The following is a 12,407-nucleotide window of genomic DNA, read 5'->3' as shown; positions in this document are numbered from 1 at the left end:
ACCCCAGGATTATGCCAGAGCCTCCCAGGAAAACTCCACGCAGACACTGCGCCCATCGTCCGCCCACACGGCCTGGCGGCTCATCTGTCGGATCAGGCTCACGCCGCGCCCCGACAAACGCTCGGTATCGTTGGGCCGAGCCAGGATTGCCGCGACATCGAAGCCCTCGCCACTGTCTTCGATCCGCACTATCAGGCGCCCTCCCGTCTCCAGGGGCTGCACCTGCAAATGCACCCGCACAAAGCCATCCTCTAGCTCCGCCAGCCTCACGGATCGCTCGCGGTAATAGCGGCTGAAGCCCTCGGCATCCCGTTTAAGCCGGGAGTCGAGCTTGAGCACACCGTGCTCCAAGGCATTGGAATAGAGTTCGGCCAGCACGCTGTACAGAGCCCCGCTCTGGGAGCGCAGGCCGTGCACCTCCAGCAACAACTGCAACAGATACGGCAAAGGATTGAAGCGCTTGAGGGTAGCGGCGCGGAACTCGAAGCTCACCGACCAATCCAGCGGACAGGACTGGCCGCTGTCGGAGTACACCGGGGCCGGCGGCGCCAGCCTGGGAAATTCTGGCAAGCCGACTTCGACCATGCTCACATCGTCCCGGGCACTGCCACCAAAGTCCTCCAGGGCCTGCTGAATCTCCTCGAACAGTCGCTCCTGCTCGCGGTTGGCGGCAAACACCCGGTGCAACCGCTCCACACCAAACAACTCATCGGCGGTGTTGCAGGTGTCGATCACCCCGTCGGACAGCAGGAATACCCGATCCCCCGGCGCCATGGGGAACACTTCAGTGCGATCTTCGAAAGCCTCGGCACTCAGCACCCCGAGGGGCAGATGTCGCGCCACCAGAGGCGTACGCGCACTGCCGGCATGACGATACAGATACCCCTCGGGCATGCCGCCATTCCACACTTCCACTGACCGTCGCTGGTTACTCAGGCACAGCAGGGTCGCACAACAGAACATATCCACCGGCAGGATGCGCTTGAGCTTGGCATTCATCTCCCGCAGGGTTTCCGGCAGCCCGTAACCCTTGGCGGTCATGCCATAAAACACCTCGGCCAGGGGCATGGCCCCCACCGCCGCTGGCAAGCCATGACCGGTGAAGTCCCCCAACAGCACATGCATGTCACCCGCCGGGGTGTAGGCCGCCAGCAGCAAGTCGCCATTGAACAGCGCGTAAGGCGACTGCAGGTAGCGGATGTTCGGCGCATCCAGGCAACCGGAATGGGCGACCTTGTCGAACACCGCCTTGGCCACCCGCTGCTCGTTGAGCAAGTAATCGTGGTGACGAGTGATCTGGTCCCGCTGCGCCAGCACGGTTTCCTGCAGGCGCCGCAAACGGTCCATGGCGTTGATCTTGGCCCCCAGAATCACCGGGTTATAGGGCTTGGCCAGAAAGTCGTCGCCACCTGCCTCCAGACAGCGAGCCAGCGCCTCCCCTTCACTCAGGGAGGTGAGGAAGATGATCGGCACCAGGGTCTCGCCCGCCAGGGTCTTGATCCGTCGCGCGGCCTCAAAGCCATCCATCACCGGCATCATCGCGTCCATCAGCACTATGTGCGGACGCTGTTGCTCGAACAACGCCAGGGCCTCGGCCCCATTACTGGCCGCCAGCACCTGATGCCCCTGGCGCCGGATAATGCCAGACAGCAGCAAGCGGTCCGCCGCGCCATCTTCGGCGATCAGCACACACAGGGGCTCGGTCATCGAGCGCATACCGCTCAACTGATGTCGAAAAGCTTGTCGAAATTGGAGATGGCAAGGATCTTGCGCACATCCGAGTTGCTGTTGATCACCCGGACATCGGCATTGTCGCCACCGGCGTGATCACGCAACAGCAACAGCATGCCCAGGGCCGAGCTGTCGAGGTAGGTGGCCTCCTTGAGGTCCACCACGATGGACTCTGGCGTCCGGTTCAGGCGCTCATAGGATTCACGAAACTCCTGGTGACGTCCGAAATCGAAGCGCCCCCTGATGGAAATCGTGAGTTTTTGTCCGTCCGGGGATATTTCTGTAACGACCGACATGTGACTGCTTCCTTGTCATTGACGACGTTCAAAAGGTTTAGCACCCACTGACCCGGCGAACAACCTGCAGACGAAAAATGAGCGCTCTCAATAAGGGTTCTGACGGGGCAGACGCTGGGAAAGTTCATCCAGCAGCTTCTGTTCGCGCTTGTCCTCAAGCGCTCGAGCCTCATCAATGTAACGCTGCACCAGCTTGCGCAGCCCTTCCACCCGGGCATAAGCCTGCTGCCAGGCCTCGCGCGCGCGATCAAGGTTGTTCTGATGCCAGGCAAGGCTTTGCCGCTGCTGGGCCACGGCGGTATCCAGCTGACTGAGAAAATACTGGTAGTTCATCAACCAGTGACCACTGACGCCGAGCTTGCCGCGCTCGACCCACTGTTCCTGGTAGTCGCCACGAAAACGCTCCAGGTCCCCGAGCTTGCTCTGGGCCACACGCACCTGGCCGTGAAAGTACTCCAGACGCTGGGCAGCGGTACGCTCGGCGTTTTCCGCCATGTCCACCACCGGCGCCAGACGCGCCGCACGGCTGTCGGCCATGGCCGGTTAGCCCCCCGTCGCTGGAGCGAAAAGCATTTCCAGGTGGGTCTGGCTATGACCCAGGCTGACGTTGTCGTTAAGGCCCTGGCGAAGGTAGGCAACCATCGCCGGCTGCAGGGAGATTGCGGTGTCGGTATCGCGATCGCCACCGGCGACGTAAGCGCCAACGCTGATCAAGTCCCGAGCCTGTTGATAACGCGACCACAACTGCTTGAAGTATTGCGCCCGGGCCATGTTGTCGGGGCTGATCACCGCCGGCATGACCCGGCTGATGGAGGCCTCGATATCGATGGCGGGATAATGCCCTTCTTCGGCCAGGCGCCGGGACAGCACGATATGCCCGTCGAGCACGCCCCGAGCCGAGTCGGCGATCGGGTCCTGCTGATCGTCACCCTCGGACAGCACGGTATAGAACGCGGTAATCGAGCCACCACCGGCCTCGGCATTACCGGCCCGCTCCACCAGCTTGGGCAGCTTGGCGAACACCGAAGGCGGGTAACCCTTGGTGGCCGGCGGCTCGCCAATGGCCAGAGCGATTTCCCGCTGGGCCTGGGCGAAACGGGTCAGGGAATCCATCAGCAACAGGACGTTCTTGCCCTTGTCGCGAAAATACTCGGCGATCCGCGTGCAGTACATCGCCGCCCGCAAACGCATCAACGGCGCATCGTCCGCTGGCGAAGCCACCACCACTGAACGCTTGAGACCTTCTTCACCGAGAATGTGCTCGATGAACTCCTTGACCTCACGGCCCCGCTCGCCGATCAGCCCGACCACGATGATGTCGGCCTCGGTGAAGCGAGTCATCATGCCCAGCAGCACACTCTTGCCCACGCCGGTACCAGCGAACAGACCGAGGCGCTGGCCGCGACCTACCGTCAATAAACCGTTGATACTGCGAATGCCCACATCCAGCGGCTGGCTGATGGGGTCGCGCTTGAGGGGGTTGATGGTAGGACCGTCCATCGGCACCCAGTCCTCGGCACGCATGCCGCCCTTGCCATCCAGAGCGCGTCCGGCGCCATCCAGCACACGCCCGAGCATGCCCATACCCATGGGCAAGCGCCCGGTATCAGCCAGAGGGACAACCCGAGCACCAGGAGCGATCCCGGCCACGCTACCGACTGGCATCAGGAACACCTTGCTCCCGGAAAAACCCATGACTTCCGCCTCGACCTGAACCGGGTGATAGCTGTCATCGTTGATCACCAGGCAGCGGGCGCCCATGGCGGCGCGCAGGCCCTCGGCTTCAAGAGTAAGGCCGACCATGCGCAGCAGGCGGCCTTCAAGAATCGGCTGACCTGGCAGCTTGACGGCCTCGGCGTAACCTTCCAGGCGCTTGCCGAAACTGGTGCGTTCAAGGCGCATCGGGGTGTTCCGCAGGCTCGGCCTGCTCTGGAACGCTGAACTCTGCGGCGTCGACATCCGGCGCCGACGGAGTCCTTGGGCCGAGGTCCAGGCTCAGGTCCGCAGCCGCCGGGTGCAGCGACTGCTCATGCAACTGATCGGACAGTTGATCCAAGGCCTGGGTGATCCGGGTTTCGATGCTGGCGTCGATGCGGCTGTGCTCGGTCTCGACCCGGCAACCACCGGGCAGCAGCGCCTCGTCCTCGACGATGCGCCAGCTTTCCTCGTGCCGCTCGCGCAGGCTCTTGACCTGCTCGAAGTCCTGCGGATTGACATAAAGACGTACATTGCCAACCCCCAGCGGCAATAGTTTGAGGGCCTCGCGCATGACGTGTTCGATCTGACTGGAATCCATCACCAGCTCACGCTGGATCACCTGCCGGGTGACGTGCTTGACCAGATCCACCAGGGTTTGTTCGATCTGCGTATCTTGCTCGGCGATGGGCTCGAACAAATTGACCATCAACTGTTCGAGCGCCTGCAACTTGGCGACCAGGGCGACTTCAGCCTCCTGACGAACCTTGAGCGTGGTGCTGTGGAAGCCTTCCTTCTCGCCGGTGGCGAAACCTTCGTTATAGGCTTCCTGGCGAATGCTCTCGAGCTCTTCCAGGGTCAGTGGCTGGACTTCTTCCAGCGGCACTTCCTCGATTTCTTCCGGCACCTCTTCAGGCTCCGGCTCAGGCTCGGGCGGCTCGGGATCGAAACTGGGCAGCGCCCAGACGTCAAAACCCTCGACGTCCCGGGCACGAATCAGTTCGCTTTGGGACTCATCACTGCTGGACGACATAAAGCGACCTTAGATCATTTCTTCGCCGCCCTTCCCACCGAGAACAATCTCTCCGGCTTCGGCCATACGGCGGGCAATAGTGAGGATTTCCTTCTGCGCAGTTTCCACGTCGCTGACGCGAACCGGGCCCTTGGCTTCCAGGTCGTCGCGCAGCAGCTCCGCCGCACGCTTGGACATGTTCTTGAAGATCTTTTCCTTGACCCCTTCGTCCGACCCCTTGAGGGCCAGAACCAGGACATCGGAAGACACTTCGCGCAACAGGGCCTGGATACCGCGGTCATCGACATCGGCCAGGTTGTTGAACACGAACATCAGGTCTTCGATCTGACCAGACAGGTCTTCGTCGACTTCGCGGATCGAGTCCATGAGCTGGCCTTCAATCGAGCTGTCGAGGAAGTTCATGATGTCGGCTGCGCGCTTGATACCGCCCAAGGTGGTACGGGACGCGTTGGAGTTGCCGGAGAATTGCTTCTCGAGAATCTGGTTCAGCTCTTTCAGGGCCGCTGGCTGCACAGTATTGAGCGAGGAAACCCGCAGAATGATGTCCAGGCGCGCCTTGTGGTCGAAGTTGCCCAGCACTTCACCGGCCTGATCCGGATCGAGGTAAGCCACCACGATGGCCTGGATCTGCGGGTGCTCGTAACGGATCACGTCGGCCACGGCCCGTGGTTCCATCCACTTCAGGCTGTCGAGGCCACTGGTGTTGCCGCCCAGGAGGATACGGTCGATCAGGCCATTGGCCTTGTCTTCGCCCAGGGCCTGGGTAAGCATTTTGCGCACGTAGTCATCGGAACCGACGCCGAGACTGGTTTGATCGCCGACAATGTCGACGAACTCGCTCATCACCTGCTCGACCTGCTCACGGTGCACGTTGCCCATTTGCGCCATGGCCACACCCACACGCTGAACCTCTTTGGGCCCCATGTGGCGCAGCACTTGCGCGGCATCGGTGGAACCCAGGGACAGCAGCAGAATCGCGGCTTTGTCAACCCGGGTCAGTTTGGCGGTAGCGGCTCGGTTATCACTCATCTGCGTTAATCCACTCTTTCACGACCTGAGCCACACGACCCGGGTCTTCAGCCACCAGACTCTTGATTGCGTTCAACTGAGCGTCATAACCCTCGCTCGGGCTCGGCAGCAGAATGCTTTGCGGACCGCCCAGGCTGACGCGGTCGTTGGCCAGCTCGCCGTCCAGGCCGCCCATGCCGCCCAGCTCGACGTCGCTGCCCAGCCCTGCCAGTTCCTTGTTCTTGCCGCCGCCAGTGATGTTGTTGAGCACCGGGCGCAGCACGCCGAACACCAGCACCAGGATGAACAACACGCCCAGCACTTGCTTGACGATGTCCCAGAACCACGGCTGCGAGTAGAACGGAATGTCGGCGATCACTTCCCCACGCTCGGCGGAGAACGGCACGTTGATTACGCTGACACTGTCGCCACGGCTGGCATCGAAGCCCACTGCGTCCTGCACCAGGCGAGTGAAGCGCGCCAATTCATCGGCGCTCCAAGGAGCGCGACTGGTTTCGCCGTTGGCCGGGTTGACCTTGACCTGATCATCCACCACCACCGCTACCGACAGGCGATTGAGACGCCCCTGCTGTTGCTTGGTGTGGCTGATGGAACGATCGAGTTCGAAGTTCTTGGTGGATTGTTGACGCTTGTCCGACGGGTACGGTGCCAGCATCGGCTGGCCGGTAGCCGGATCCATGATCTGCTGACCGTTGGCGTCCAACAGCGGCTGACCTGGCTGCACCATGCCTGCGGCGGCGGTAGCGCCACCGGTGGTTTGCGGCGCCGAAGCCGGCGAAGGCGGCTGGTTGCTCAGAGCACCCGGAACGCCTTGCGGACCATTGCTGCTGGAGCGCTGCTCGTTGACCGACTGCTCGCTGCGCAAGGCCGGCTGGTCTGGGTTGAACTGTTCGGAAGTGGATTCAACGGCGCTGAAGTCGACATCCGCCGAGACCTCAGCCTTGTAACGATCGTTGCCCAGCACTGGCTGCAGGATGTTGTGCACCCGCTGGGTCAGCATGCCCTCCAGGCGACGACTGTAGTCGAACTGCTTGCCGGCCATGGTCAGCGCGGAGTTTTCCACTTGATCGGAGAGCAGGTTGCCCTTCTGGTCGACCACTGTGACTTGGGACTTGCTCAATTCGGGGACGCTGGTAGCCACCAAGTTAACGATGGCCATGACCTGGCCTGGCTCCAGGGAGCGGCCGGAGTACAGCTCTACCAGTACCGAAGCACTGGGCTTGCGCTCGTCGCGCACGAACACCGAGCTTTTGGGAATCGCCAGGTGCACCCGGGCGCCCTTGACATTGTTCAGGCTGGAGATGGTACGGGCCAGCTCGCCTTCCAGGCCGCGACGATAACGGGTCGCTTCCATGAACTGGCTGGTGCCCAGGCCTTGCTCTTTATCAAGGATCTCGAAGCCGACGTTGCCGTCACCCGGCGCGACACCGGCGGCAGCCAGTTTCAGGCGAGCACGAGACAGGTCATCGGCCTTGACCAGCAAGGCACCGGAGTTGGGCTCGACGGTGTAAGGAATGTCGGCAGAGGCCAGGGTGTCCATGACTTGCTTGGCGTCCATCCCGGCCAGGCTGCCGTACAGCGGCCGGTAATCGGGCTGCTGGGACCACAGCACCACGGCAAAGCCGATCGCCACGCTGGCGGCCAGGCCTACCAACAGGCCAACCTGACGCAGCATGGTCATCTGGGACAGGTTTTCCAGGAAGGACAAACCGAACAGCGGCGGTTTACCGTCTATCGGGGTGGCCTTGGCCGGTACGTTATCGGCGACTGCTTCTGCCATGACTCAATCTCGTCCTTAAACCGGCATCTGCATGATGTCTTGATACGCTTGAACCAGCTTGTTACGAACCTGGGTCAAGGCTTGAAAAGACACGCTGGCCTTTTGCGAGGAAATCATCACATCCGTCAGGTCCACACCGCTTTTGCCGATCTCGAAGGCACTGGCCAACTGATTGGACGCCTTCTGGGTGTCGTTGACCTTGTTCACGGCCTGGCCAAGCATGTCAGCGAAACTGCTGCCGCTGACCTCTGCCACTGCGGCGGATTTAGGCTGCGACATCGCGTCCATTTGCATGGCCCGCATATCCAGCATCAACCGATTAAATTCAACACCTTGGCTCATGGTCTACTCTCTCTGACGACCCGCAATTTTTTGACGCTCACCGTGCGGTTAGTGAGGTGTTAGCAACAAGGGTGCCAGCTCCATGGCCCAACTCGACAAAAGCCCATCCAGGACTTTGCATATCAGTAATCAGGTCGCAAACAGATAGGCCTCGACGTCCATTCCGGCGTCACGCATCTGCGCCAATTTGTAACGCAGGGTGCGCGGACTGATCCCCAGACGCTCCGCCGCCTCCTTGCGCCGCCCACGCTCGGAACGCAGGGTATCGATGATCATCTGAAATTCCCGGCGCCGCAGATCATCCCCCAGGCCACCCGACTCCTGAGGCACGCCCTCATCCTCGCCGACCACGCCGCGCAACGCCGACTGACCGGCAGGAGCCAGAGCCGGCAGGGGTGCACAGGCCACCGGCCCGGCCAGGCAGAAATCTTCCGGCTGGATCAGGCCACCCTGCTGCAGGATCAATGCCCGCTGCAAAGCGTTGTCCAGCTCCCGGACGTTGCCCGGCCATGGATAGGCCAGCAGACACGCTTGCGCCTCAGCCGAGAGCCTGGCGGCGGCATGTTTCATTTTATTGACGTGTTTGGCCAGCAGACGCTCGGCCAGCGGCAAGATATCGGCGGTACGCTCGCGCAATGGTCTCCAGGCCAGAGGAAACACCGAAAGACGGTAATACAGATCCTCGCGGAAGCGTCCGGCCGCCACCTCTCCTGCCAAGTCGCGGTTCGTGGTGGCCACGACCCGGATATCCAGAGCGATAGGTTTACGCGCCCCCACCCGCTCCACTTCACGCTCCTGCAACACCCGCAGCAACTTGGCCTGCAGCCCCAGGGGCATTTCGGAAATTTCGTCCAGGAGAATAGTGCCGCCGTCGGCCTGCTCGAACTTGCCGGGCTGCGCGGCGATAGCCCCCGTGAAAGAACCCTTCTCATGCCCGAACAGGGTGGCTTCAAGCATGTTGTCGGGAATCGCCGCACAGTTGATGGCGATAAAGGGCTGGGCACTTCGATGGGAATGCTGGTGGATGTAACGCGCCAACACTTCCTTGCCCGTGCCGGACTCGCCGGAAATCAGCACAGTGGAATCACTACGGGCCACGCGCGCGGCCAGTTCCAGCAATTGCGCACTGGCCGGCTCAAAGGCTACAGGCCCCTCATCCTCGCCCCCCCCCAGGCAACCCAGGGCATGGCGCGCCACCAATTCCAGCAGGGCACGAGGCTCAAAGGGTTTGACCAGATAATCGGCAGCGCCTTGACGCATGGCCTCCACGGCTCGTTCGACGGCGCCATGGGCAGTCATCAGCAATACCGGCAACTGCGGTTGGCGGGCACGCAACAGACCCAACAACTGATGACCATCCATGCCAGGCATGTTGACATCGCTGACCACCAGGCTGAAGGACTCCACGGCGACCGCTTCCAGCGCCTCTTCCGCACTGCCGACCGCCTTGTAGTCATGACCGGCCAGCAGCAGAGTGTCCGCCAGGGCCTCGCGCAACGCGCGATCGTCTTCAACCAGTAGAACCTTGATTGCCATTACCTTCACTCCACTCCATGAGCACTGGAGAACAGAGGCAATGTCACCAGCGCACAAGTACCGCGCCCAGGACGGGAACGCAGCGACAATTCTCCCTGATGCGCACGAGCCACCGCCTTGACCACCGTCAGGCCAAGCCCGGTCCCATTGGCCTTGGTGGTGAAAAACGGCTCTCCCAGACGCTCCAGCACCGCCGCATCGATGCCACTGCCGCTGTCACTGATGCACAGCCGCAAGGTGTCACCACGACTGTACAGGTGCACCTTAAGCCGCGCCGCGCCGGCACTGGCTTGCACGGCATTTTCGATCAGGTTGAGCAAGGCACCCACCAGGGTGTCGCGATTGCACAGCAACTCTCCCTGATGACTGTCGCACTGCCAGCGCACGGCAACATCCTGGACATGGGTCAGGGCTGCGGCCTGCAGTGATTGCAGCAGCGACTTGGGAGTCAGGCGATCAGTGAGAGGCAGCTCACCACGAGCGAACACCAGCATGTCGCGCACCTGGTGCTCCAGCTCGTGCAGTCGCTCCTTGAGGCGCCCAGCGAAACGCTGATGAGTGGCCACTGGCAGTTCATGCTCGGTGAGGTGACTGGCATACAACAGGGCCGCCGAGAGCGGCGTGCGAATCTGATGCGCCAGGGAAGCGACCATCTTGCCCAGGGAGGACAGGCGCTCGTGACGGGCCAGTTGATCCTGCAGATGACGGGTTTCAGTCAAATCGTTAAGCAGCACGAGTTGCCCGGGTTCGGCATCCAGTGAACGGGTAGCGATCGATAGGCGCCGGCCATCGCGCAGGGATATTTCATGACCGTCATCCTCGCGAGGCGCAAAGCTGCGGGCGATGATGTTGCGCCACAATTGCCCTTCCAGCGGCAGCCCCAACAGATCACACGCCGCCGGGTTGGCCTCGCTGACGATACCCTGGCCATCGATGACGATGACGCCACCGGGCAACAGGTCGAGAAGGTTTTGCAGACGGTTGGCCAGACGCTCTTTTTCTGCCAGCTCCTGCATCCGCTGGGCACTGACCACAGCCAACTCGCCCTTGAGCTCAGTCACCCGAGCCTCAAGCATGCTGTAAGAGTCAGTAAGTTGGCTCGACATCTGGTTGAACAAGGCGAAGGCCTGCTCAAGACCCAGCCGGCTTGCCTGCTCTACGGACGACGATTGCCCCGAAGTATCAGGGGCAGGAGACATCTGGGCGGCTTGGGGCATCGTGCTTTCTCGCGTGGCTGACCGTCAGTTAAACGGAACGTTGCAAGAGACTTAGCAATACCCGTGCCTAAAAAAAACCGCCCTTTTTTCAACAACTTGAAAAACAGGCGTCAATCATCCGCCTGTTCATCACCTTCACGACGACTCATGCCGTACTTGCGCATCTTCTCCACCAGGGTGGTGCGACGAATGCGCAGGCGTTCTGCGGCCCGAGCCACAATGCCATTGGCATCATCCAGCGCTTGCTGGATCAGACCCTGCTCCAGGCTACCGAGGTAATCCTTCAGATCCAGACCTTCCGGCGGCAGCATGGCGGTGGCAGCAAAGTCCGGCGCATGGCCATTGATCGCCACGCGCTCTTCCAGGTCACTGCGCAGGCTGTCCACCAACTGCTCGTCTTCATCATCGACGTAGCGAAACTTCTTGGGCAGCTCGACCACACCGATCACGCCGTACGGATGCATGATCGCCATGCGCTCCACCAGGTTCGCCAGTTCGCGGACGTTACCCGGCCAGCCATGCCGGCACAGGGACATGATGGCCGCGGAGTTGAAGCGGATCGAACCGCGCTTCTCATGCTCCATGCGCGAGATCAACTCGTTCATCAGCAGCGGAATGTCTTCCACTCGCTCACGCAACGGCGCCATCTCGATGGGGAACACGTTGAGGCGGTAGTACAGATCCTCACGGAAACTGCCCACTTCAATCATGCTTTCAAGGTTTTTATGGGTGGCTGCGATGATTCGCACATCGACACCCTGGGTCTTGTTGCTACCTACGCGCTCGAAGGTACGCTCCTGCAGCACCCGCAACAGCTTGACCTGCATTGGCAGCGGCATATCACCGATTTCGTCGAGGAACAGGGTGCCACCGTTGGCCAGTTCAAAGCGCCCTGCACGACTGGTAATGGCCCCGGTAAATGCGCCCTTCTCATGGCCGAACAGCTCGCTTTCCAGCAACTCTGCAGGAATGGCTCCGCAATTGACCGGAACGAATGGCGCGTCACGGCGCTTGGAGTGGTAGTGCAGGTTACGAGCCACCACTTCCTTGCCGGTCCCGGACTCACCAAGGATCAGCACGCTGGCATCGGTATCCGCCACTTGCTGCATCATCTGCCGCACGTGCTGGATCGCACGACTGGTGCCTACCAGGCTGCGAAACAGGTTGGGTTCGCGGTGACGACCACGCTCGCGGGCCTGATCGTACATTTCACGATAGACCTGGGCACGGTGCAGGGAGTCAAGCAACTTGCTGTAGCTAGGAGGCATTTCCAGAGTGGAAAGCACTCGACGACGCTGGTCTTCTGGCAAGTCGATGGAAGAATTTTCGCCCATTAACAAAACCGGAAGGAACTCATCCCAGGTTGAGAGTGTCTTTAACAGGCCCAAAAGCGCACCAGGAGCATTTACAGTCCCGATGAGGACGCAAATTACTTCACGACTTGACGACAAAGAGCCGACAGCCTGCTGCCAGTCATGGCTACCGCAGGGTAAATTTTCTTCACCGAGAAAATTTAAAATCACCGCCAAGTCGCGGCGGCGCACGCTATCGTCATCGATCAGCAGAATTTTGGTTTCACGCCACATGCAATAGCAACTTCCCTAGTCAACTCAATGCCCAGAATGAGGGGCAAGCTAGACGCGCTTTAGGCATTTTCTGCCTTATAGACGCCTGAAATCTGAAAACAGCCACTAGTTAAGTCAAAAATGCGTGCACAGTCAAATTTATGGCGCGCAACGTTCGGATTA

Annotated in this window: 11 protein-coding genes; all 11 read right to left on the bottom strand. The window is 61.0% G+C overall.

All coding sequences use genetic code 11. The features are described from left to right. Positions 1 to 9: 9 nt before the first annotated feature. Positions 10 to 1,716: an ATP-binding SpoIIE family protein phosphatase gene (locus PQT43_RS04985; protein WP_110652164.1), complete on the bottom strand. Its 1,707-nt coding sequence runs from the start codon at positions 1,714 to 1,716 to the stop codon at positions 10 to 12. Between the two features lie 5 nt (positions 1,717 to 1,721). Continuing rightward, a complete protein-coding gene (locus tag PQT43_RS04980; RefSeq protein WP_011059979.1) occupies positions 1,722 to 2,027 on the bottom strand; it encodes an STAS domain-containing protein in 306 nt (101 codons plus the stop codon). 87 nt (positions 2,028 to 2,114) lie between these two features. Beyond that, positions 2,115 to 2,564, bottom strand: a complete 450-nt coding sequence (gene fliJ, locus PQT43_RS04975) for a flagellar export protein FliJ (protein ID WP_102864021.1) — start codon at positions 2,562 to 2,564, stop codon at positions 2,115 to 2,117. A gap of 6 nt (positions 2,565 to 2,570) precedes the next feature. Then, positions 2,571 to 3,929, bottom strand: coding sequence for a flagellar protein export ATPase FliI (gene fliI / locus PQT43_RS04970; protein WP_272753566.1), 1,359 nt, complete (start codon positions 3,927 to 3,929; stop codon positions 2,571 to 2,573). After that, entirely contained in the window at positions 3,919 to 4,755 is an 837-nt protein-coding gene (gene fliH, locus PQT43_RS04965; RefSeq protein WP_272753565.1) for a flagellar assembly protein FliH, read from the bottom strand. Before fliH ends, fliI begins: the two co-directional genes overlap by 11 nt. A gap of 9 nt (positions 4,756 to 4,764) precedes the next feature. Beyond that, complete coding sequence (gene fliG, locus PQT43_RS04960; RefSeq protein ID WP_011059975.1) at positions 4,765 to 5,784, bottom strand: flagellar motor switch protein FliG; 1,020 nt, start codon at positions 5,782 to 5,784, stop codon at positions 4,765 to 4,767. Continuing rightward, on the bottom strand, positions 5,777 to 7,564 hold the full coding sequence (gene fliF, locus PQT43_RS04955; protein WP_253084438.1) for a flagellar basal-body MS-ring/collar protein FliF: 1,788 nt from the start codon (positions 7,562 to 7,564) through the stop codon (positions 5,777 to 5,779). The genes fliG and fliF overlap by 8 nt, the downstream gene beginning before the upstream one ends. A gap of 15 nt (positions 7,565 to 7,579) precedes the next feature. Continuing rightward, entirely contained in the window at positions 7,580 to 7,906 is a 327-nt protein-coding gene (gene fliE, locus PQT43_RS04950; protein WP_102864025.1) for a flagellar hook-basal body complex protein FliE, read from the bottom strand. 129 nt (positions 7,907 to 8,035) lie between these two features. Continuing rightward, a complete protein-coding gene (locus PQT43_RS04945; protein ID WP_272753564.1) occupies positions 8,036 to 9,442 on the bottom strand; it encodes a sigma-54-dependent transcriptional regulator in 1,407 nt (468 codons plus the stop codon). Positions 9,443 to 9,447: 5 nt separating this feature from the next. Further along, entirely contained in the window at positions 9,448 to 10,641 is a 1,194-nt protein-coding gene (locus PQT43_RS04940) for a sensor histidine kinase (RefSeq protein WP_170001274.1), read from the bottom strand. Positions 10,642 to 10,769: 128 nt separating this feature from the next. Then, the gene (locus PQT43_RS04935; protein WP_011059970.1) at positions 10,770 to 12,245 is read right to left on the bottom strand and encodes a sigma-54 dependent transcriptional regulator; all 1,476 of its coding nucleotides are present in this window, start codon (positions 12,243 to 12,245) and stop codon (positions 10,770 to 10,772) included. Between the last annotated feature and the right edge of the window lie 162 nt (positions 12,246 to 12,407).

Origin of the sequence: Pseudomonas sp. BLCC-B112 (assembly GCF_028550695.1) — a bacterium.
Taxonomy (GTDB): domain Bacteria; phylum Pseudomonadota; class Gammaproteobacteria; order Pseudomonadales; family Pseudomonadaceae; genus Aquipseudomonas; species Aquipseudomonas danubii.
The sequence above is the reverse complement of the archived record's forward strand: the minus strand, read 5'-3'. Positions and strand labels throughout refer to the sequence as shown.

What these genes read in the sequence shown, in the direction of transcription:
- fliJ (WP_102864021.1), bottom strand. Translation starts at nt 2,564, where the DNA reads ATGGCCGACAGCCGTGCGGCGCGTCTGGCGCCGGTGGTGGACATGGCG.
- PQT43_RS04945 (WP_272753564.1), bottom strand. Translation starts at nt 9,442, where the DNA reads ATGGCAATCAAGGTTCTACTGGTTGAAGACGATCGCGCGTTGCGCGAG.
- fliG (WP_011059975.1), bottom strand. Translation starts at nt 5,784, where the DNA reads ATGAGTGATAACCGAGCCGCTACCGCCAAACTGACCCGGGTTGACAAA.
- fliE (WP_102864025.1), bottom strand. Translation starts at nt 7,906, where the DNA reads ATGAGCCAAGGTGTTGAATTTAATCGGTTGATGCTGGATATGCGGGCC.
- PQT43_RS04935 (WP_011059970.1), bottom strand. Translation starts at nt 12,245, where the DNA reads ATGTGGCGTGAAACCAAAATTCTGCTGATCGATGACGATAGCGTGCGC.
- PQT43_RS04985 (WP_110652164.1), bottom strand. Translation starts at nt 1,716, where the DNA reads ATGCGCTCGATGACCGAGCCCCTGTGTGTGCTGATCGCCGAAGATGGC.
- fliH (WP_272753565.1), bottom strand. Translation starts at nt 4,755, where the DNA reads ATGTCGTCCAGCAGTGATGAGTCCCAAAGCGAACTGATTCGTGCCCGG.
- PQT43_RS04980 (WP_011059979.1), bottom strand. Translation starts at nt 2,027, where the DNA reads ATGTCGGTCGTTACAGAAATATCCCCGGACGGACAAAAACTCACGATT.
- fliF (WP_253084438.1), bottom strand. Translation starts at nt 7,564, where the DNA reads ATGGCAGAAGCAGTCGCCGATAACGTACCGGCCAAGGCCACCCCGATA.
- PQT43_RS04940 (WP_170001274.1), bottom strand. Translation starts at nt 10,641, where the DNA reads ATGTCTCCTGCCCCTGATACTTCGGGGCAATCGTCGTCCGTAGAGCAG.
- fliI (WP_272753566.1), bottom strand. Translation starts at nt 3,929, where the DNA reads ATGCGCCTTGAACGCACCAGTTTCGGCAAGCGCCTGGAAGGTTACGCC.